Source organism: Roseateles agri, from assembly GCF_034043675.1.
GTDB lineage: Bacteria > Pseudomonadota > Gammaproteobacteria > Burkholderiales > Burkholderiaceae_C > KK5.
Genome location: NZ_JAXCLA010000002.1, coordinates 571,337 through 590,367 on the forward strand (window position 1 = coordinate 571,337; position 19,031 = coordinate 590,367).

Consider the following 19,031-nt stretch of genomic DNA (forward strand, 5'->3'; position numbering starts at 1 on the left):
CGATGAAAGCCTTCCTCCTGATGCCCGCCCTGCTGGTTGCCGGTGTTGCCATGGCCGCCGATGCTCCCGAAGATGCCAGCAAGGCCACCGCGGCCCCGGCCGCTGCGACGGCACCGGCAAAGACTGCCAAGCACACCAAGCACCACGCCAAGAAGGCCAAGGGTGACGCGCCGGAAGACGCCGCCAAGGCCGCTTCGGCCGCCAAGTGATCGCACGGTCAGGCAAAGCCTGACCCCAGGTCGCTCGCCGAGATCCGCAAGGTTCGCGCCTTGCGGATTTCTTTTTTGTGGCACCGACTTTGCTAGGCTGTCGTCATCCGCTCCAACTCCAAAGACGAGACTCCGATGACCACCGCCCTGCATGCCATCCCGAACCGCACGAAGAAACTGCCGCCGCTGCGCGTGGGCGTCGGCGGCCCGGTGGGGTCGGGCAAGACGACGCTCGTGGAGGTTCTGTGCAAGGCCTTGCGCGAGCGCTACGACCTGGTCGTCGTCACGAACGACATCTACACGAAGGAAGACCAGCGCCTGCTGACGGTGGCCGGGGCACTGGAGCCCGAGCGCATCATGGGCGTGGAGACCGGTGGCTGCCCGCACACCGCGATCCGCGAAGACGCGTCGATCAACCTAGAAGCCGTCGACCGGATGCTGAAGCTGTACCCAAACGCCGACATCGTCTTCATCGAGTCGGGCGGCGACAACCTGGCGGCCACCTTCAGCCCCGAACTGTCGGACCTGACGATCTACGTGATCGACGTCGCCGCCGGCGAGAAGATCCCGCGCAAGGGCGGCCCCGGCATCACGAAGAGCGACCTGTTCGTGATCAACAAGACCGACCTCGCGCCCTACGTCGGCGCGAACCTCGAGATCATGGAGGCCGACACGAAGCGGATGCGGCCGACGCGACCCTTCGTGATGAGCAACCTGAAGCTGGGCACCGGCCTGGCCGAGGTGATCGACTTCATCGAGACCAAGGGCATGCTGAAAGCCTGATCAGAGCCCAGTGATGTAGTGCGCCAGGTTCTCGATGTCGGCGTCGCTGAGCGTGTTCGCCACCGAGGTCATGCTGCCGGCGTCGTTGGTCCGCGTACGGGCCTTGAAGTCCTTCAGCTGCTTGACGATGTAGGCGAAGTTCTGGGCCTTGACGACCGGGATCTCGTTCTGCCCGGTGAAGCCGCCCAGGTGGCACATCGAGCACAGGGTTTCATCGGCCTTGGCTTTGCCCAGCGCCGCCTTCTTCGGGTCGGCGACGAAGGCTTGCGGCAGCGGCGTCTGGGCGGCGAAATAGGCGGCCAGTTCCTGCATCTCATCGCGGCTTAGGCCGGCCACCATCGGCGTCATCAGCGGGTTCTCGCGCCGGCCCTCCTGGAAGTCCTTCATCTCCAGGTAGAGGTAGCGCGCCGTCTGGCCGGCCAGGCGCGGGTAGTCGTCCTGGATCGGCTTCGCGCCGCCGGGGCCGTGGCAGGCGACGCAGGTAGCGGCCTTGGCGGGCACCGCCACCTCCTGCGCCAGCGAACTGGTGGGCAGTAGGGTCGGCAACAGGGCCGGCAGTGCCAACAGTAGCAACAGCGCGCGCATCAGGGCAGCGCGAAGACCAGCACGGAGTTCCCGCGCTTGAAGTCGAGTTGCGTGTTGCCGCCAGCGGCAACAGCCACGTACTGCTTGCCGCCGACCGTGTACGACACCGCCGGTGCATTGACCCCCGCTCCGCATTGGTATTGCCAGAGCATCTTGCCGGTCTTCGCATCGAACGCGCGGAACAGGCCATTGCCCTCGCCGTTGAAGACCAGTCCGCCGGCCGTGGCCAGCACGCCGCCGATGAGCGGCTGCTCGGTGTCGAACTGCCAGGCGATCTTGCCGGTGTCGAGGTTCACGGCGGAGAGCCGCCCCCACTGCTTCTCGCTGGCGATCGTCTTGAACGCACCGCCGAGCCAGAGCTTGCCGCCGGGGTAGCGAGATTCCTCGACGTGGTAGGTCATCGGCTGGTGCAGGTTCGCCGCATAGGCCAGGTGCAGCGATGGATTGACCGCCATCGGGCTCCACTCGACGCCGCCATTGGCGCCGGGCAGCATGCGCTTGCCTTCCGGCGTCGGCAGCACCCACATGTTCTCCTGCGGGATCATCGCGTCGCTGAAGCGCAGCAGTTCGCCGGTGGAGCGGTCATGGATGTAGATGTGGCCGGTCTTGCCGCCGTGGATGGCGACCTTGCGCGTGGTGCCGTTCTTGTCCTTGGCCTCGGTCAGGATCACCGGCGAGACGGCGTCCAGATCCCAGACATCGTGGGAGATGTACTGGTAGTGCCACTTGTAGGCGCCGGTGTTCAGGTCCACCGCGACGATCGAGTTGGTGTAGAGGTTGTCACCGGGCCGCTCGCGGCCATAGAGGTCCGGGCTCGGATTGCCGGCGACGAAGAAGACGGTGTTGGTCTCCTTGTCGACCGCCGGCGCCATCCAGACGCCACCGCCCAGCGTCTTGTAGAAGTCGCTGCCCTTGCTGGCCAGTTGCGCCTTCTCGGCCGCGATGTCGCGGTGCATGTCGCGACCGGTGGCGTCGTTCGGATTCCAGACGCCTTCGTGGCCCTTGTCAGGGATCGTGTAGAAGGTCCAGAGCAGCTTGCCGTCGTTCGCGTCGAAGGCCTTGACGAAGCCGCGGATGCCGTACTCGCCGCCGTTGGTGCCGATCAGCACCTTGCCGTTGACGGCCACCGGCGCCATCGTCTCCGAGTAGCCGGCTTCCGGGTCGGCGATCTGCGTCTGCCAAAGCACATTGCCGGTCTTGGCGTCCAGCGCCACGAGCTTGGCGTCCAGCGTGCCCATGTAGAGCTTGCCGTCCAGCACCGCCACGCCGCGGTTGTTCGGGCCGCAGCAATAGGTCGTCACCGCGCCCATCTTGTGCTTGTAGTGCCAGAACTCCTGGCCGGTGACGGCATCCAGCGCGTAGACGTGGTTGTACGAGGTGGTGATGAACATCACGCCGTCGACGACGATCGGCGCGGTCTCCATCGATTCCAGCACCGCCGTCTGGAAGTTGAAGATCGGCTTCAGCGAGGCGACGTTGCCGGTGTTGATCTGCGCGGCAGCGTAGTAGCGTGTCTGCGCGTAGCTGCCGTTGGAATGCAGGAAGTTGCTGCCGTCGCCGGCGGCGGCATCCAGCCTGGCCTGAGGCACCGAGATGGTCTTCGGTACCGGCTGGCCCGTCGCCGCCGCGCCGCCCTGGATCTCGGCCTGGGACCAGGCGCTACTCCAGCAGCAGGCGGCCAGAAGGCCGAGCACGATGCGGCCGCGGGCCGCCCATTGATTCTGCGATCGCATGGTCTCTCCAAGTGCTTGTGGTTGCTCGTGGAGGGCACGTGGAGGGCTCAGGCTGCGTCGCCTTCGTCAGTCTGCGGGACAGACTGCGGGCTGACACGGTGGCGACAGTCAGGTCGCGCGTATCCTCGGCGGCCGAGAATATCGGGAAAACTTCCCGGCGCACGGGCGACGTCCCCAGTACCGGCGGATGGCTCATCAGATTGAGGGACGACATGAACAAGCGTCTGCGGATCGCCACGCTGGGCCTGTTTCTCGCCGCGGCGTCAGCCGGTGGTCAGACCGTCAGCGATATCAGCCTCAACGCGCAACTGCTCGCGGCGGCCCGGCAGGGCGACCTGCCCTCGGTTCAGCGCTTGCTGGCGATGGGCGCCGCGCCGGATGCGCGCAACCGCATCGGCAAGACGGCCTTGCTGATGGCTGCCGAGCGGGGCGAGACAGCGCTGGCGGACGCCATGCTCGCCGCCGGTGCCGACGTGCAACTGGCCGCGGTGAACAAGGTCACGCCGCTGATGGCGGCCTGCCATGCCGGCGCCACGGATGTTGTGCGCCATCTGCTCGATGCCGGCGCGAAGCTCGACGCCACCGACCAGGTCGACAAGACCGCGATGGTCTATGCCGCCGGCCAGGGGCACGCGGCGATCGTCGACCTGCTGCTCGCGCGGGGCGTGCCGGTCAATGCGGCCTACGACCATCAGCTCACCGCGCTGATGTGGGCCGCAGGCAATGGCCATGCGGAGACGGTCCGACTGCTGCTGGACCGCGGCGCCGACACAGCCGCCCGCGACGACCGCGGGCTGACGGCCCGGGAGATCGCAATGCAGGCCGGCCAAAACGAAACGGCCGCCTTGTTGGCGGCCGCTCATTGAGAGGGAAGGTACTCAGGCGCGAACGAGTTCGATGACGGGGTAGCTCTTCGCCGCCTGGGCCTGGGCCTGCAATTGGCCGGCATCGTCGATGCGGCAGGTACCCGGGCAGGTACCGACGGCCGATTCGAACACCTCGACCGCGCACTCGTGGCAGCAGCCGCAGGCCGAGGCCACGCGGGTTTCGTCCTGCAGAACATCGAAATTGCGCACGCCGGATTCGACACTGCGGCGGATGTCGCGGTCGGAAACTCGGTGGCAGAGGCAGACGATCATGATGCGCTGAGTGCTCGAACTGGATCAGTTCGAGCTGACTCTAACGCAAATGCGAACCCTTCTCAATCATCTTTGCATCAAGACCGTGCAAAGTTTCGGGGAATCACTCCTCGCCTTCACCCATCTGCGTCTGCAGCCAGTTCTGCTCGCCGACCTGGGCCACCAGCGCGATCTGCGTTTCCAGGTGGTCGATGTGCTCCTCGGTGTCCTTCAGGATCTCTTCCAGCACCTCGCGCGAGACGTAGTCGCGCACCGCTTCGCAGTGGGCGATCGCGTCCTTCAGCAGCGGGTGCGAGCCCATCTCGATCTTCAGGTCGCAGGAGAGGATCTCGACGGCACTCTCGCCGATGTAGAGCTTGCCCAGGTCCTGCAGGTTCGGCAGGCCTTCGAGCATCAGGATGCGGTCCATCAGCTTGTCCGCATGCTTCATTTCCTCGATCGATTCCTGGTACTCGTGCTTCGCAAGCCGCGCGAAGCCCCAGTTCTTCAGCATCCGGTAGTGCAGGAAGTACTGGTTGATCGCGGTCAGTTCGTTCTTCAGCTGTGCGTTCAGGAACTCCAGAACCTTGGCATCACCCTTCATGGCTTCTTCTCCTTGTTGTGCAAGAGGTCATTGTGCGTGCAAGCCCGCGCGAACCACGCAATGCCCGCGCACCGACGCTCTGCATGCGAAACATTCTCAGACTCAGTCGTTTAGGTATTTCGACCCTCTTGGTATGATCTATTGCAAATGCGATTAATTCGCATTTAATATAACCACCATGCCGAGCCACCAGCCCCACCCCACTTCCTCCGCTGGCGTCGTCGCGACGCCGCTGCGGCCCGCCATCGACGCCCACCTGCCGCCGATCCCGGCGCCCGTGGCGCCCAAGCGCTGGAGCAGCCGCACGCTGTTCGGGCTCGACCGCGAGGTCGAGATCGAACACGCCGGCCAGCTCTACCGGCTGCGCCAGACCTCGCTGGGCAAGCTGATCCTCACCAAGTAGCCCTCGCTACCCGCGCCGCCCCGGCGCAAGACCTTCCGCACAAGCCAGCAGCAGCGCCAGCCCGTGCAGTCCGCCTCTTTTTCCAGGACTCACGACCGATGCAAGCCAGCCAAGCGCTTCGCCAAGCTTTTGCCGACGCCCGACAGGAACCCCGCAAGGCCCGCCATCGGGACATCGCCGCAGCGCTGCAGATCTCAGAAGGCGAGCTGATCGCCGCCCACCTCGGCGCCTTCGCCCACGAGGAATCCCCGCTGCGGGCCACGCGCCTGCGCGCCGAATGGCCGCGCCTCATCGAGGCGCTGGAGCCGCTCGGCGAAGTCATGGCGCTGACGCGCAACGAGTCCTGCGTGCACGAGAAGGTCGGCGTCTACCGCGGTGCCAGCCACAACGAGGACGCACCGGCCATCGGCCTGGTGCTGGGCGGCGCGATCGACCTGCGCCTCTTCTACTCGCACTGGGCGCACGGCTTCGCGGTGCGCGAGCGCCTGTCCGACGGCGCGCTGCAGCAGAGCCTGCAGTTCTTCGACGCCGCCGGCGACGCGATCCACAAGGTCTTCATGAAGCCGCAGAGCCAGCTCGACGCCTATGGCGCGCTGGTCGCCCGCTTCGCCGACATCGATCAGCAGCCCGGCATCGAGGTCCGCGCCCGCACGGCGGCCGAGGCCGAGAAGCCCGACACCTCGATCGACCTGGCCGCCTTCCGCAGCGGCTGGGCCGCGCTGCGCGATACGCACGAGTTCTTCGGCCTGCTGCGCAAGCACGGCCTGCAGCGCGCGCAGGCGCTGCGCCTGGCCGAGCCCCGCTTCGCGCAGCCGCTGCCCACCAGCAGCGCGCACGAGCTGATCAGCCGCGCCGCGCAGGAAGGCGTGCCCATCATGGTCTTCACCGGCAACGTCGGCATGATCCAGATCCACAGCGGGCCGGTGGCGCGCGTGGCGGTGATGGGCCCGTGGATCAACATCCTCGACCCCGGCTTCAACCTGCACCTGCGCGAAGACCACATCGCCGCCGCCTGGCTGGTGCGCAAGCCCACCGTCGACGGCCTCGTCAGCTCACTGGAGCTGTTCGACGCCGAGGGCCGCCAGATCGCGATGCTGTTCGGCGAACGCAAGCCCGGCCAGGCCGAACGCTGCGACTGGCGCGCGCTGCTGGAAAGCCTGGCCGAACGCGCGGAGAACGCAGCATGAAGCGCCGCCAACTACTCCTGACCCTCAGCAGCCTTCCGCTACTGCATCGCGCGCAGGCGGCGGCATCGCCGGTGCGCCTCGTCAGCATCGGCGGCGCGCTGACCGAGCTGGTCTACGCGCTGGACGCGCAGTCGCTGCTGGTCGGCGTGGACACCACCTCGCTCTACCCGGCCGCCGCGCGCAGCCTGCCCAACGTCGGCTACGCCCGCACCTTGTCGGCCGAAGGCCTGCTGTCGCTGAGGCCTACGCTGATCATCGCCACCGAGGACGCCGGCCCCACCGCCGTGCTGCGCCAGGTCGAAGCCGCCCACGTGCCGCTGCACACGCTGCGCGCCGAGCACCGCTTCGAAGGTCTGCTGGAGCGCACCCGCCAGCTCGGCGAACTGCTGGACCGCCGGCCCGCCGCGACCGCACTCGCCGACCAGTTCAGCGCCCGCTGGCGCACGACGCAGCAGCAGGTGGCCAAGGCCAGCGCCGGCCATGCCGCGCCGCGCGTGCTCTTCATCCTCTCGCACGCCGCCGGCCAGGTCCGCATCGCCGGCCAGAACACCGCGGCCGATGCAGTGATCCGCTACGCCGGCGCCGTCAACGCGCTGCAGGACGTCGACGGCTACAAGCCGCTGACGCCCGAAGCCGTCATCGCCACCGCGCCCGACGCGATCCTCACCACCGACATGAGCCTGGATGCCGGTGGCGGCATCGACGGCATCCTGAAGTTGCCCGGCATCGCGCAAACGCCCGCCGGCCGCGCCCGCCGCGTCGTCTCGCAGGACGCGCTGGAGCTGCTGGGCTTCGGCCCGAGGCTGCCGCAGTCGGTCGCGCGGCTGGCGCAGGCGCTGCACCCGGCATGATCTCGGTCGCGATGGCTGAGCCCCGCGCCGCGCGCCTGCCGCGGATGGCACTGCTGGGCCTGATCCTCGCGTTCGCCACCGTGCTCGCCGCGCAGCTCGGCGCCGTGCCCATCGCCGCGGCGGACTGGCTCACGCCACCCTGGCACGCCGGCAGCGAGCCGCTCTCCGGCAGCGCCTACGTGCTGTGGCAGCTGCGGCTGCCGCGGCTGATGCTGGCGCTGGCCGTCGGCGCCTCGCTGGGCCTGGCCGGCGCGCTGAGCCAGGCGCTGTTCCGCAACCCGATGGCCGACCCCGGCCTGCTCGGCGTCACCAGCGGCGCCGCGGCCGCCGTTGCGCTGGCGCTGACGCTGTTCGCCGGCCTGCAGCTGGCCGTGCCGCCGGAGCTGCGCCTGTGGTTGCTGCCGGCGGTCGGCTTCGCCGGCGCGATCTCGGTCTGCTTCGGGCTGGAGCGCCTGTCGCGCTGGCTGGCCCCGGGCTCGATCGCCGCGCTGCTGCTCAGCGGCCTGGCAATCCAGGCGCTGGCCTTCGCCGTCGTCGGGCTCTGCAGCTTCCTCGCCAGCGACGAGCAGTTGCGCGCGCTGAACTTCTGGACGCTCGGCTCGCTGGCCGGCGCCAACTGGACGATGGCCTTCAGCAGCACCGCGCTGCTCGCCGCAGTGTTCACGCTGACCCGCCAACTCGCGCCCCGGCTCAACGCGCTGGCGCTCGGTGAGGCCGTGGCCGCGCATGTGGGCATCGACGTCGAGCGGCTGCGCGCCGGCGCCGTGTTGGCCGTGGCGCTGCTCAGCGCGCTGGCCGTCGCCTGGTGCGGCAGCATCGGCTTCATCGGCCTGATGGCGCCGCACCTGGCGCGGCAACTGGTCGGCGCCGATGCACGCCAGGTGCTGCCGGCCAGCGCGCTGTGCGGCGCGCTGCTGCTGGTGGCGGCGGACACGCTCGCGCGAACCCTGGCTGTACCGGCCGAGATCCCGGTCGGGATTTTCAGCGCGCTGATCGGCGCGCCCTGGTTCCTGTTCTTGCTGCGTGGCGCACTGCGCCGCATGGGCACCGCATGAGCCATCCCGCCCTGCTCAAGCTGGCTGATGCCAAGCTCAGCCTCGCCGGCCGCACCTTCGGCCCGTTCAGCTTGAGCGTGCAGGCCGGCGAGACGGTCGCGATCCTCGGCCCCAGCGGCGCGGGCAAGTCGAGCCTGCTGAAGCTGATCGCCCGCGAACACCGCCTGGCCGGCGGCAGCATCGTGTTCGACGGTCGGCCGCTGCAGCAGTGGCCCGCCGCCGAGCTGGCGCAGCGCCGCGCGGTGCTGCCGCAGGCCGGCGCGGTGGCCTTCGGCCTGCCGGTATCGCTGGTCGTCGCTTTGGGCCGAGTCTCGCGGGCCAGCGATCCGGCGCAGCAGCGGATCGTGCGCGAGGCCCTGGTGCAGGCCCGCGCCGACCACCTGGCCGAACGACGCTTCGACACCCTCTCCGGCGGCGAACAAGCGCGCGTGCAACTCGCCCGTGTGTTCGCCCAGGCCTGGGATGCACGCGAGGGATTGCTGCTGGTCGATGAACCGCTGGCCGCGCTGGACCCCGGCCTGGCGCTGGAGCTGATGGAAGCGATGCAGCGCTTCGCCCGCGAGCGCGGCCATGCGCTGGTGGCCGTGCTGCACGACCTGACGACCGCGCTGAACCATTTCGACCGCCTGTGGCTGCTGGCCGAGGGCCGCATCCGCGCCGACTGCGGCGCCGTGCCCGCCGCGCTGCCGCTGCTCGAACAGCTCTACGGCGTACGGCTGCGGCTGCTGCGCGATGCGGAGGGCCTGGCTGTCGTCGCCAGCAGCGCCAGCCAGGCCGCTCACAACCCGCAATTCGCCCTGAACTAGGAGTTCAACTTATGTGCGACAAGCCCAACGTCTTCACCGCCCTCGTCGAGGGCGCACCGGCCGAGGCGGCGACGCCGCCGCGCGGCATCCTCGTCGACCTGCCCAGCGGCTCGCGCCGGCGCCGGCTGTGGGAACTGCCCTCGCAGGCGCTGTGCCCGGTGATCGGCGTCTGTCTGCCGATGCCGCTGCTGCGGCGGCGCTTCGACAAGCTCAACGGCGGCACGTCCAAGGCCAACGACTACGAGCTGCACTGCGGCGCGATCAACGAATGCAACCGCCGCACGCCCACCGCCGAGGTGCTGCAGAAGGAACTCGACCAGCGCTACATCCGCGCGCTACGCGATGCGGCCAAATGCAAGACGACGCTGATGCTGCGCGACTGGTGGGACTCGGCGCTGACCGGCAGCAACCCCGCCGGCAGCCTGTGGGCCACGCTGACCCACGCGCGCTGCGACGAACCGCTGATGGAACAGGTGCTGCGCGACATCCACATGCTGCAGCACCAGGTCGGCGCAGCGAACCGCGCCGACCTGCAACGGCTGGAAGAACTGGTCGACGAGAACGCCGTGCTGGGCCGCGAGCTGGCCCGCGCGCAGGCGCGCAGCACCCGCCTTCTGCAGGAGCGGGCCACGCAGATCGAGCAGCAGGCCGCCGACATCGTCAAGCTGCGCGCCGAGCTGCTCGGCCGCGACACGCTGGCCGCCAGCCTCGCTGACGAGATCCGCGCACTGGAGGCCGCCACGCCGGGCCTGCGCAGCCGCCAGGAGCAGGCCGGGCAGATCCGCATGCAGCTCTCGCGCATCCACGAGCTGGAGCGCGCGCTGCTGGCCGCGCAACAACGCGCCGACCGCGAACAGTCCCGCGCCGAGGAACTGCAGCGCGAGCTGGAACGCAGCGCCGCAGCACAAGACCTGACCCCGGCCACGGCCGACGAAGCCGCCGCCCTGCCCCGGCTCGACGAACGCTCGGTGCTCTGCGTCGGCGGCCGCCAGGCCGTCGTGCCCGTCTACCGGCAACTGATCGAACGCATCGGCGGCCGCTTCCTGCACCACGACGGCGGCGAAGAAGACGCCGTCACCAAGCTCGACGCCAGCCTCGCCGCCGCCGACCTCGTCATCTGCCAGACCGGCTGCATCAGCCACGACGCCTACTGGCGCGTGAAGGACCACTGCAAGCGCCACGGCAAGCAGTGCGTGTTCGTCGACAAGCCGAGCGCCAGCGGCCTGCGGCGTGCGCTGGACTCGTTGGGGACCGCGGAGCGTGCGGAAGCGCTGACCCAGCAGCCGGGTCAGCAGGACTGAGTCACTTGGCCGGCTGAGAATGCTTAGCCCGGACCAATTGCCGCAACAGGCTGGTTGCTGTCAGTCTGGATTCGAGCGTCCGATGACGGCGGTTGCCGATACCTGACATTGGTCGACGCGCGCGGCGAGCGACAGCGATTTGCGGGGACCGCCCATGGTTCCTAGAGTTCAGCAGCCATGGCTGAAGTCTGTCTGCTTAGCGATGCCGGTAAGAGGGTTACTCCTCCACCTTCAAATGCAGCGTTCTCGAAGCATGATCGACCTTGAACGCGAACGCTTTTGCGTCGAGAGCTTCGACCTGCGACTGGGTCGTGGGTAGGTTGTTGACAAACACTGTCCAATAGAACCCGTCGAAAAAGTCCAGTGAGGCGCCGTCCGTGTCGGAGTCCGTGCGTCGAAGGACTATGCTGCCAGTCGGCTTGTGGCGGTACACGGATTCCACGGAATCACTGGTCAACATGGTCACCTCGATGGCCAAGTCGCCTGTTTCTGTCAGGGTGATCGTTTCGCCAACTGCCAACCGCTTTCCGCTGACCGGCACATCTGACGTGGCTTCGATCGACGTTTCTGACTTGACCCAATCATCAGCCTGTGACTTGAAGTCCACAAACAACTCGTGAACCTCGTCTCTTGTGGTGACTAGAAACGTGGATGCCAAGCTCAGGCAAAGCGATGTGTATCCTTCCTCCGTTGGGGACGGCAAGCCCCTGCCGCGGTCGCCAATCCGGTAGAAGGACATTGGTAGACCATGTACGTGGGAAGAGAAGAGCACATAGATCCAGCGGAAAACTGATTTCTCGATGCCAGCATGTTCCGCGATGTCCTCCAGAGGCATTAGATAGGCCGTCTGCCCGTGAAGAAACTTTCGTTGCTGGCCTGCTTGCAGAGATGAGAAGAACGGATTCGTCTGCAGTCTTTGCCGAAGCTCGGTGGCATGTGTTTCGAAAGCTGCGACCTGTTCCGGGTTCTGCACAGCAGAAAAGAGACGAATACGGGACACGCAGTCATGCAGATTGAACAGATTCCAGCGGCAATTCCACTCTTCGTCAGGGCATGAATCGACACAGAGGTAGTAGAACGCTACGCGAAGTTCCAGCATCGTGCGGACGATCCCCGCGGCTGAGGCGTAATCCCAGTGCTCAATCCGTTTCTCGGCCCAAGGAGTAAAGGGCATGAGCTGCGCCAGGCTGACCCCCCGTGTGATCAGAGCCGTAAAAAGGACAGAGGCGTAGAAGTGCTTTGATGTCGGCGACTTGATTCCGGCGTAGCTTCGCGACACGTACATGCACTCGCGAACAACGTTGTCGAGCATGTCCACCGTTCGAAGGTAGTCCTTCGATGGAGGGCTACCCAGTCGCGCGTCATCCATGATCGCTTGGTGGTCGTATTCTGTCGGCTGAACCAATTTGAATCTCCGCTCAGGCTGAAATCGGATTCTGCACGTCTGCCCGCTTTAGCTTTCGCCCCGATTGCGGTCGTCCAGCCCTAAGTCAGATTCCTCAGTGACCGCATTGGCGCCAAAACCGTGAACTAGATTTCCACCGGCGAGTGACCGCCAACGCTGCAAAGCAGCCCCCACTTCGATCCTAGACAAAGCACCGGCCGACGCGCGAAGGGCTTCTTCCAGGGCGCGATGGCTTCGGTGAATCCGTACATGGCCTGAACGCCGCGGCGCCGGCGTATTGGCTGACTTCAGCCATGACAGAAGTCAGCCATTTCCGAGAGCAGCTTTACTTCTATGCTGAGTTCACACCACTCCCAAGGAAGGGCTCTCGATGAAGAACGTGTTCGTCCGTACCGTCATTGGCTTGCTCGGAATGTGCGTCGGAATGACTGTCTCCGCGCAATCGATACCCTCACAGGGAACCTGGACCACGACACTGCAGGCCCGGGATCTGGACGGCAATCTTGCCAACGGACCGGAGGCCTACTACGACAGCGCCTTGAACATCACCTGGATGGCCAACGCCAATCTCGGCAAGGGCTCGGTCTATGACACGCAGGATAGCAATGGCGCGATCACCTGGAATCAGGCGCAGACGCTGGTCACCGACTTGAGCGTTGGAGGCGTCACCGGTTGGCGCTTGCCCAAAGTCAGCCCGGTGAACGGCATCGACTGGCAGTACTACAGCGCCAACGATTGGTGGACCGGCTCGCGCGATCAAAGCTACAACATCGTCAGCAAGAACAGCGAGATGGCCTACATGTTCCATGTCGAACTGGGCAACAAGAGCATCGTCGACACCTCGGGCAACGATCAGGAGGGCTACGGCATCACCAATGCGGGGCCCTTCAGCAGCTACGACGCCGGCTGGGGCTACTGGTTCGGAACGAGCTTCGATCAGCACGCGGGCGATCCCCGCTACGCGCCGGCCAGTTGGCTGTTCTATCCCGACTTCGGCTCACAGGGCTGGGCCAAGCAGGAGAACCTCCTGTATGCCTGGGCCGTTCACGACGGCGACGTCGGCGCAGCGATCGCGCCCGTGCCGGAGCCGGAGACCTACCAACTGATGCTCGCCGGTCTCGTCGGACTGGCCGCCGTGGCGCGTCGCCGCCAGCGACTCGCATCGGGCCGCGTTTCCTAGGAAGGTCGCCAGGGATCTGCTCGCCAGCCTGTAAATTCGCAGGCTTCGTCAAATCCCGCAGCGCGACCTCATGCCCAAGAACTCCCACAAACCTTTCGTCATCGGCGTCGCAGGCGGCAGCGGCAGCGGCAAATCGACGGTGACGCGCCAGGTGCTGGCCGCGATCGGGCCGGAGAACGTGGCGGTGGTGATGCAGGATGACTACTACCGCGATCAATCCCACATGCAGCCGGAGGATCGGCGCAAGCAGAACTACGACCATCCCGATGCCTTCGATTGGCCGCTGATGGCGCAGCACCTGGCCGCGCTGCGCAAGGGTGAGGCGATCGAGATGCCGGTGTATGACTTTGCAGCCGACAACCGCTCCAGCCAGACCATCACCGTGAAGCCCGCACCGGTGATCGTGGTCGAGGGCCTGTTCGCGCTGTACGACGACAAGCTGTGCAACATGATGTCGCTGAAGATCTATGTGGACACGGCCTCGGACGTGCGATTCATCCGCCGGCTGCAGCGCGATATCTCGGAGCGTGGCCGCAGCACCGAGTCCGTGGTGAATCAGTACCTGGAAACCGTGCGCCCCATGCACAAGCAGTTCATCGAGCCGACGAAGCGCAACGCCGACGTGATCCTGCCGCACGGTGCCAATGGTCCGGCGGTGGACATCATCACCACCAAGGTGATGAGCTTGCTGCGCGATAAGGCCGCTCATAGCGGTGATTCGCCGGCGCCGTAAGCAGCAATGCCAGGATGCCGACCGCCACACCGGCCGGCACGTCCAGCACATGGTGCTGGTAGGTCGTCAGCACCGAGACCGCGATCAGCGCGAACCAGATCCGCAAGGCCGTGCCCCACACGCCCCGGAGCACCGGCGCGAAGCGGGCCCACAGCAGCACCAGCACGCCGATGTGCAGTGAAGGTGCGCGGTTGTAGGGCATGTCGCAGTGGCCCAGCAGCTCGAACAGCACGCCGATGAAGCCCTCGGTGCGCGGCCGCTCGAAGGTGTAGCGCAGCGGAAACGCCGCATAGCAGAGCAGCGAGACGAGCAGCACGATGGCCAGGCGCAGCACGTGGCGGCGCAGGGCCTCCCGGTCGGTGTCGACGAAGAATGCCCCCACGAAGAAGACGATGATCGACAGGTAGGGGACGATGGTCCAGCCGATGAAGGGGATCGAGCGTTCCCAGTCGAACACGCCGGCGCCTACGTCGGTCCGATGGCTGGTCAGCTGGTTGGACAGCGCGTACAGCGTGACGTAGGCGGCCGAGGTGGCGGCCGCGCAGGGCACGGGCTGCCAGCGCAGCGACGAGAAACGGGTAGCGCTGATCGAACTCATCGGGATCTCCAGGCGGATGCAACCACCCGCTCCTCCCTGGTTACGAGCCCGCGGCCGCAAAGCGGACATGGCCCGTCATCCCGACGACGGATTCAGCGCTGGGGTGCCTGCTCCGCCTGGGTCAGCGCGGCTTGCGCTTCGACCAGCAAAGGGCTCGACGCCGGGTCGTAGATCAGCCGATGCAGGCGCACCGCCTCCTGCAGCACCGGCCGGGCTTCAGCGGCCCGGTGCTGCTGCAGCAGGGCCTGGCCGAGCAGCAAGGTGGCGCGTGCCTCGTGGTCGCGCCGGTAGTCGGCATGGCCGCCATCGCGGATGGCTGCGAGCGCCTGCCGCGCCTGCGCCTCCGCCACGGTGGCGTTGCCGGCGGACAGTTCGAGCCAGGCCGATTCCACCTGGTCCGTCACCGGCTCGCTCGCGGTCGGTGCGGCCGGCAGCTTCTTCGCCGCGCGCCGCGTCTGGAAATCGACCCGCGCGTCCTTGGCCTGCCCGCTTTGCACCAGCCAGCGCCGCAGCGCCACGGCGTACAGATTGCCCGGCGGCTTGCCGGCCGCCTGCTGCAACTGCCGGCTGCGCTCCAGCATCGTGCGAGCCTCGGCCAGCCAGCCGAGGCTGGTCAGCGCCTGCGCGCGGTCCGTCAACACCTGCTCGTCCATGCCGTCCGCGGCATGGGGCGTGCCGACGACGGCCACGTCACCCTTGCTGACCGCCAGCGCCGCCTCCGTCTGCCCGTAGTTCGCCAGCGCGCGGGCCTGCCACATGCGCACCCAGCGGCGCTGCGGCAGGTCGGCCGGGGCGTCCTGGCTCCACTGCCAGGCCGGGGCCAGCGCCGCCAGGCTGTCGCGGAAGCGGCCGGACTGGTTCAGCAGGATCGCGTAGTGGGTCTGCGTCTCCGCGATGCGCACCGGGTTGGCCTTGCGTGCCACCTCCGCCTCCATGCCCTTGCGCATGCTCGTCTCGGCCTCGGCGTAGCGGCCCAGCGCACGCTGCGAGTGGCCGAGGAATTCGTACAGCAGCGACAGATCGCCGGCGCCCAGCGGCGGATGCGCCTCGCAGAGCTGCACCGCCTCGGTGTAGGCCGCTTGCGCGCGCTCGAAGGACTTATTGAACAGGGCCGCGTCGCCCAGGATGTGCAGCACCTGCAGCAGATCGCTGCGGCTGCTGGCCCCGTCGCGGCGGGCGATCGCCAGCGCCCGTTCGGCGAAGCTGATGGCCAGCTCGGGATTCGTGCGGCGGTTCAGCGAGGCCTGCCCGATCTCCACCTGCAGCCGCGCCACAGAGTCGCTATCCCGCCGCGCATCCAGCAGAGCGCTGGCCTGCTTCAACTGCTCGGCGGCTTCGTCCCGCTGGGTGGCGAGGCCCAGCGCATTGGCCAGCGCCGCCATCGCCAGCACCGCCTCGTCGCTGGACGGGCCGTACAGCTCGCGCGCCAGCGCCAGACGCTGGCGTTGCAACTCGACCTCGCGTTCGTTCAGGCCCAGGTCCTGGTACATCGAGGCCAGCACGGTCAGCAGGCGCAGGCGCGCGGCCGGAGCGTTGCGGAGTTCGGCGTCGATGCGCTCGGCACCGCGGTCCAGCAGTTCGCGCGCCGTCGTGTCGCGGGCCTTGGCCGGGTCGGCCTGGTCGGCGGTGTTCGCGCGGAACACGCCTTCGAGAAAGCCCTGCACCGCCTGCGCGGTAGCCGCCTCGGCCTGGGCCTGGCGGGCCTGCCACAGCGCCAGCGAGGCCCCGACCACCAGAGCCAGCACAGCGACGCTGCCGGCCGCCACCGGCAGGCGATGCCGGCGCACGAACTTGGCGGCGCGGTAGGCCAGGCCGTCGGGCCGCGCTTCGACCGGCTGGCCGTCCAGCCAGCGGCGCAGATCCTGCGCGAAGGCCTCCATCGTCGGATAGCGATCGGCGGGGGACTTCTTCAGCGCATGGTTCAGGATCGCGTCGAGGTCGCCGCGCAGTTGCCGGCGCAGTGCGGGGTCGCTGCCGGTGCTGCTCGCCAGCGGCACCTCTGCCGCGGCGATCACCTCCTCCAGCTCGGCCGCGCTGCCCCGCTTCAAGCGGTAGGGCCGCGCGCCGGCCAGCAGCTCGTAGGCGACGACGCCCAGGCTGTAGACATCGCTGGCCGTGCCCAGCGGCTCGCCGCGGATCTGCTCGGGGCTGGCGTAGTCCAGCGTCAGCGCGCGGCCGGACAGTTCGGTCAGCGCCGTGCGCGAGGTGCTGTCACCCTGCAGCAGCTTGGCGATGCCGAAGTCCAGCAGCTTCACCTGCGCGTCCTGCGTCACCAGGATGTTGCTCGGCTTCAGGTCGCGGTGGACGACCAGGCGCGAATGCGCGTGGCCCACGGCCGCCATCACCTGCAGCAGCAACTCGACCCGCTCGCGCACAGACAGAGCGCGGTCACGGCAGAAGGCATCGATCGGCGTGCCGTCAACGTACTCCATCGCCAGGAAGGGCCGGCCCTGGGCGTCGATGCCGGCGTCGTAGAGCCGGGCGATGTGCGGGTGCTCCAGCGTCGCCAGGATCTGCCGCTCGCGCGCCATGCGCTCGGCCAGGCTGTCGCCCCAGACGATGCGCGGCAGCTTCAGCGCCACCCGCCGGTTCACCAGGCCATCGGCCCGCTCGGCCAGCCACACCGTGCCCATGCCGCCCCGGCCGAGTTCGGCGATCAGCCGGTAGGCGCCGACACCGCTGCCAGCGGAGGCGCCCGGGTCGCGCGAGACCTGGTCTTGCGCAAAGAGCGGGGGCAAGGTCTCGAGGAAGTCGTCGGTCTCGACCTGGGCCTGGTGCGCCAGCAGCGCGCGCAGGGCGTCGCGGTGCGCGGCCCGCTCGCCGGCCAGGCCATCGAGCCAGGTGTCGCGCTCATCGCGCGGCAGACCCAGCGCCTCGTCCAGCAGCGCGCTGATCGCGGGCCAGTCGCCTTCGAAGCGCGACAGCCCCTTCATGCCGCTGCCGGCCGCGCCGTCATGCGTGCAGCGCGTGGGCCAGCAGCAGCCGCGCCTTCTCCCAGTCGCGGCGCACGGTGCGGGCGGACAGACCCAGCGCCTCGGCGATCTCCTCGTCCTCCAGGCCACCGAAATAGCGCATCTCGACGACGCGCCCGAGCCGCTCGTCGACCCGGCCGAGATCCTCCAGCGCGGCATGCACGGCGAGGATCTCGTCCGAGGCCTCGGGCTGCGCGACCATCAGTTCGGAATCGAGCGTGACCTGCTCGGCATCGCCGCCGCGGCGATCGGTCTTCGCGCCGCGCGCGGCGTCCACGATGATCGAGCGCATCACCGTCGCAGCGTAGGCCAGGAAGTGCGCGCGGTCCGCGGGCGTCAGGGTCTCGCGCTTGAGCAGCTTCAGGTAGCACTCGTTGACCAGCGCGGTCGTCTGCATCAACTCGTCGCCAGTGCCGCGGGACAGGCGCCGGCGGGCCACCCGACGCAGCTCGGGGTAGAGCAATTCGAAGATCCGGTCGAAGGCGCCGCGATCGCCGTCGCGCGCTTGTCCAATCAGCTGCGTCACTTCCCCCATGTCGCGATTCCGTCCAGAACGTTGCTCGGGACGGGCATGGTAGCGCCGGCACCGGCCTGCCCGGGCAGGTGCATCGACTCAATTGCGGAGCAGCTTGCTTCATCGTGTAACACGCGCCGGCGCAACCAGGCCCGACAGGCGCGGCCGCACGGTCGACAGCAGGCAGGCGCACACGCAGGCCAGTGACAGCGCCGGCAGCGCGCCGGTACGCGGCGCGAGCAGCACGAACACGGCGCCGAACGCCGCCTTGCCGAACAGACCACCGACATAGCCGCGCAGGAAGTGCGCGGAGGCGCGGTGGCCGCCCTGGGCATGTTCGGCCATCGCCACCGAGCCGGTGATCAGCGGCAGCGAGGACAGCAGCCCGGCGGCGAAGCCTCCCATCGCCGGGCCGATCAAGGTGGCCAGCGCGGTGAGCCCGCCCGCGCTGGCCGCGACGAGCAGCATCGAGCGCGGCCGGCCCCGCGGCGGCACGACCTCCGCCCCCATCCTGGGCATCGCCGCGAAGGTGAGCGCGCTGCTGCCCAGCGCCAGCACCAGCGCCCAGCCGAGGTCGGTGCTGGCCGCCCGTGCGGGCAGGGCCATCGCCAGCGCGCCGCCCACGCCGCAGATCAGCGCGAGCAGGCAACCGCCGTAGCGCGCCGCGCGCGCATAGCCCAGCGCGAACACCGCAAGCATCGCGCAGGCCGCGACGCTGCCGATCGCCGCGCTGATGGCGAAGGACATGCCCTCGTCATGCGCCAGCCAGGCCAGGGTCGGCGCGGTGATCGTCGGCAGCGCGGCCACCAGGCCCGCCACCCGTCGGCCGCCGTAGCGGGCCGCCACCATCACCAGCAAAACCGTGGCCGCCGTCAGCAGGGCCTTGAACAAGCCGTCCATCGCACTCCCTTTCGGGAGGGCGCGAAGCAAGACGCCCTCCTTTCCGGGTGTACGAGATCCGCGCCGACGAACGGACATGCCGCTTCATCGAGCG

20 protein-coding genes are annotated in these 19,031 nt (G+C 68.1%); 11 read left to right on the top strand and 9 right to left on the bottom strand.

Features of this window, described 5'->3' with window-relative positions:
• Positions 1 to 2: 2 nt before the first annotated feature.
• Entirely contained in the window at positions 3 to 209 is a 207-nt protein-coding gene (locus SNE35_RS06700; RefSeq protein WP_320422087.1) for a hypothetical protein, read from the top strand.
• A 135-nt stretch (positions 210 to 344) separates the two neighbouring features.
• Positions 345 to 992, top strand: a complete 648-nt coding sequence (gene ureG / locus SNE35_RS06705; protein WP_320422088.1) for an urease accessory protein UreG — start codon at positions 345 to 347, stop codon at positions 990 to 992.
• Here ureG and SNE35_RS06710 read toward each other — a convergent pair whose 3' ends face one another.
• Together SNE35_RS06710 and SNE35_RS06715 are read right to left on the bottom strand one after the other, a co-directional pair.
• A complete protein-coding gene (locus tag SNE35_RS06710) occupies positions 993 to 1,577 on the bottom strand; it encodes a c-type cytochrome (protein WP_320422089.1) in 585 nt (194 codons plus the stop codon).
• Complete coding sequence (locus tag SNE35_RS06715; protein ID WP_320422090.1) at positions 1,577 to 3,310, bottom strand: pyrroloquinoline quinone-dependent dehydrogenase; 1,734 nt, start codon at positions 3,308 to 3,310, stop codon at positions 1,577 to 1,579. The genes SNE35_RS06710 and SNE35_RS06715 overlap by 1 nt, the downstream gene beginning before the upstream one ends.
• 212 nt (positions 3,311 to 3,522) lie before the next feature.
• Here SNE35_RS06715 and SNE35_RS06720 point away from each other — a divergent pair, with 212 nt between their 5' ends.
• The gene (locus tag SNE35_RS06720; RefSeq protein ID WP_320422091.1) at positions 3,523 to 4,176 is read left to right on the top strand and encodes an ankyrin repeat domain-containing protein; all 654 of its coding nucleotides are present in this window, start codon (positions 3,523 to 3,525) and stop codon (positions 4,174 to 4,176) included.
• A 12-nt stretch (positions 4,177 to 4,188) separates the two neighbouring features.
• Here SNE35_RS06720 and SNE35_RS06725 read toward each other — a convergent pair whose 3' ends face one another.
• Positions 4,189 to 4,449: a (2Fe-2S)-binding protein gene (locus SNE35_RS06725; protein WP_320422092.1), complete on the bottom strand. Its 261-nt coding sequence runs from the start codon at positions 4,447 to 4,449 to the stop codon at positions 4,189 to 4,191.
• 103 nt (positions 4,450 to 4,552) lie between these two features.
• Complete coding sequence (gene bfr, locus SNE35_RS06730; RefSeq protein WP_320422093.1) at positions 4,553 to 5,032, bottom strand: bacterioferritin; 480 nt, start codon at positions 5,030 to 5,032, stop codon at positions 4,553 to 4,555.
• A 178-nt stretch (positions 5,033 to 5,210) separates the two neighbouring features.
• Between bfr and hemP the strand changes: the two genes are divergently transcribed.
• From hemP to SNE35_RS06760, 6 genes are all read left to right on the top strand, one after another.
• Positions 5,211 to 5,435, top strand: coding sequence for a hemin uptake protein HemP (gene hemP / locus SNE35_RS06735; protein ID WP_320422094.1), 225 nt, complete (start codon positions 5,211 to 5,213; stop codon positions 5,433 to 5,435).
• A gap of 98 nt (positions 5,436 to 5,533) precedes the next feature.
• Complete coding sequence (locus SNE35_RS06740) at positions 5,534 to 6,622, top strand: hemin-degrading factor (RefSeq protein ID WP_320422095.1); 1,089 nt, start codon at positions 5,534 to 5,536, stop codon at positions 6,620 to 6,622.
• Positions 6,619 to 7,473: a heme/hemin ABC transporter substrate-binding protein gene (locus tag SNE35_RS06745; protein ID WP_320422096.1), complete on the top strand. Its 855-nt coding sequence runs from the start codon at positions 6,619 to 6,621 to the stop codon at positions 7,471 to 7,473. The genes SNE35_RS06740 and SNE35_RS06745 overlap by 4 nt, the downstream gene beginning before the upstream one ends.
• 11 nt (positions 7,474 to 7,484) lie before the next feature.
• Positions 7,485 to 8,528 (top strand): FecCD family ABC transporter permease, encoded by a 1,044-nt coding sequence (locus SNE35_RS06750; protein WP_320422097.1) that lies wholly within the window; start codon positions 7,485 to 7,487, stop codon positions 8,526 to 8,528.
• Complete coding sequence (locus SNE35_RS06755) at positions 8,525 to 9,334, top strand: ABC transporter ATP-binding protein (protein WP_320422098.1); 810 nt, start codon at positions 8,525 to 8,527, stop codon at positions 9,332 to 9,334. The genes SNE35_RS06750 and SNE35_RS06755 overlap by 4 nt, the downstream gene beginning before the upstream one ends.
• Positions 9,335 to 9,345: 11 nt before the next feature.
• Complete coding sequence (locus tag SNE35_RS06760; protein ID WP_320422099.1) at positions 9,346 to 10,635, top strand: DUF2325 domain-containing protein; 1,290 nt, start codon at positions 9,346 to 9,348, stop codon at positions 10,633 to 10,635.
• A gap of 217 nt (positions 10,636 to 10,852) precedes the next feature.
• On the opposite strand, the gene SNE35_RS06765 is transcribed toward SNE35_RS06760, so the two are convergent.
• The gene (locus SNE35_RS06765; RefSeq protein WP_320422373.1) at positions 10,853 to 11,947 is read right to left on the bottom strand and encodes a DUF5677 domain-containing protein; all 1,095 of its coding nucleotides are present in this window, start codon (positions 11,945 to 11,947) and stop codon (positions 10,853 to 10,855) included.
• A gap of 463 nt (positions 11,948 to 12,410) precedes the next feature.
• Between SNE35_RS06765 and SNE35_RS06770 the strand changes: the two genes are divergently transcribed.
• Positions 12,411 to 13,220, top strand: a complete 810-nt coding sequence (locus SNE35_RS06770) for a PEP-CTERM sorting domain-containing protein (RefSeq protein WP_320422100.1) — start codon at positions 12,411 to 12,413, stop codon at positions 13,218 to 13,220.
• Positions 13,221 to 13,290: 70 nt separating this feature from the next.
• Positions 13,291 to 13,953: a uridine kinase gene (gene udk / locus SNE35_RS06775; RefSeq protein WP_320422101.1), complete on the top strand. Its 663-nt coding sequence runs from the start codon at positions 13,291 to 13,293 to the stop codon at positions 13,951 to 13,953.
• Here the strand turns inward: udk and SNE35_RS06780 are convergent.
• The 4 genes from SNE35_RS06780 to SNE35_RS06795 form a co-directional block, all read right to left on the bottom strand.
• On the bottom strand, positions 13,886 to 14,551 hold the full coding sequence (locus SNE35_RS06780; RefSeq protein ID WP_320422102.1) for a phosphatase PAP2 family protein: 666 nt from the start codon (positions 14,549 to 14,551) through the stop codon (positions 13,886 to 13,888). The genes udk and SNE35_RS06780 overlap by 68 nt on opposite strands.
• Before the next feature lie 92 nt (positions 14,552 to 14,643).
• On the bottom strand, positions 14,644 to 17,484 hold the full coding sequence (locus tag SNE35_RS06785; protein ID WP_320422103.1) for a serine/threonine-protein kinase: 2,841 nt from the start codon (positions 17,482 to 17,484) through the stop codon (positions 14,644 to 14,646).
• A gap of 19 nt (positions 17,485 to 17,503) precedes the next feature.
• On the bottom strand, positions 17,504 to 18,058 hold the full coding sequence (locus tag SNE35_RS06790; RefSeq protein WP_320422104.1) for an ECF-type sigma factor: 555 nt from the start codon (positions 18,056 to 18,058) through the stop codon (positions 17,504 to 17,506).
• Between the two features lie 99 nt (positions 18,059 to 18,157).
• A complete protein-coding gene (locus SNE35_RS06795) occupies positions 18,158 to 18,937 on the bottom strand; it encodes a hypothetical protein (protein WP_320422105.1) in 780 nt (259 codons plus the stop codon).
• Between the last annotated feature and the right edge of the window lie 94 nt (positions 18,938 to 19,031).

Excerpts from the sequence above, each read along its gene's own strand:
- SNE35_RS06720 (WP_320422091.1), top strand. The coding sequence starts at position 3,523 with ATGAACAAGCGTCTGCGGATCGCCACGCTGGGCCTGTTTCTCGCCGCG.
- SNE35_RS06765 (WP_320422373.1), bottom strand. The coding sequence starts at position 11,947 with ATGCTCGACAACGTTGTTCGCGAGTGCATGTACGTGTCGCGAAGCTAC.
- SNE35_RS06785 (WP_320422103.1), bottom strand. The coding sequence starts at position 17,484 with ATGAAGGGGCTGTCGCGCTTCGAAGGCGACTGGCCCGCGATCAGCGCG.
- SNE35_RS06795 (WP_320422105.1), bottom strand. The coding sequence starts at position 18,937 with ATGGACGGCTTGTTCAAGGCCCTGCTGACGGCGGCCACGGTTTTGCTG.
- SNE35_RS06755 (WP_320422098.1), top strand. The coding sequence starts at position 8,525 with ATGAGCCATCCCGCCCTGCTCAAGCTGGCTGATGCCAAGCTCAGCCTC.
- udk (WP_320422101.1), top strand. The coding sequence starts at position 13,291 with ATGCCCAAGAACTCCCACAAACCTTTCGTCATCGGCGTCGCAGGCGGC.
- SNE35_RS06790 (WP_320422104.1), bottom strand. The coding sequence starts at position 18,058 with ATGGGGGAAGTGACGCAGCTGATTGGACAAGCGCGCGACGGCGATCGC.
- bfr (WP_320422093.1), bottom strand. The coding sequence starts at position 5,032 with ATGAAGGGTGATGCCAAGGTTCTGGAGTTCCTGAACGCACAGCTGAAG.
- SNE35_RS06760 (WP_320422099.1), top strand. The coding sequence starts at position 9,346 with ATGTGCGACAAGCCCAACGTCTTCACCGCCCTCGTCGAGGGCGCACCG.
- SNE35_RS06710 (WP_320422089.1), bottom strand. The coding sequence starts at position 1,577 with ATGCGCGCGCTGTTGCTACTGTTGGCACTGCCGGCCCTGTTGCCGACC.
- SNE35_RS06700 (WP_320422087.1), top strand. The coding sequence starts at position 3 with ATGAAAGCCTTCCTCCTGATGCCCGCCCTGCTGGTTGCCGGTGTTGCC.
- ureG (WP_320422088.1), top strand. The coding sequence starts at position 345 with ATGACCACCGCCCTGCATGCCATCCCGAACCGCACGAAGAAACTGCCG.
- SNE35_RS06725 (WP_320422092.1), bottom strand. The coding sequence starts at position 4,449 with ATGATCGTCTGCCTCTGCCACCGAGTTTCCGACCGCGACATCCGCCGC.
- SNE35_RS06715 (WP_320422090.1), bottom strand. The coding sequence starts at position 3,310 with ATGCGATCGCAGAATCAATGGGCGGCCCGCGGCCGCATCGTGCTCGGC.
- SNE35_RS06770 (WP_320422100.1), top strand. The coding sequence starts at position 12,411 with ATGAAGAACGTGTTCGTCCGTACCGTCATTGGCTTGCTCGGAATGTGC.
- hemP (WP_320422094.1), top strand. The coding sequence starts at position 5,211 with ATGCCGAGCCACCAGCCCCACCCCACTTCCTCCGCTGGCGTCGTCGCG.
- SNE35_RS06740 (WP_320422095.1), top strand. The coding sequence starts at position 5,534 with ATGCAAGCCAGCCAAGCGCTTCGCCAAGCTTTTGCCGACGCCCGACAG.
- SNE35_RS06745 (WP_320422096.1), top strand. The coding sequence starts at position 6,619 with ATGAAGCGCCGCCAACTACTCCTGACCCTCAGCAGCCTTCCGCTACTG.
- SNE35_RS06750 (WP_320422097.1), top strand. The coding sequence starts at position 7,485 with ATGGCTGAGCCCCGCGCCGCGCGCCTGCCGCGGATGGCACTGCTGGGC.
- SNE35_RS06780 (WP_320422102.1), bottom strand. The coding sequence starts at position 14,551 with ATGAGTTCGATCAGCGCTACCCGTTTCTCGTCGCTGCGCTGGCAGCCC.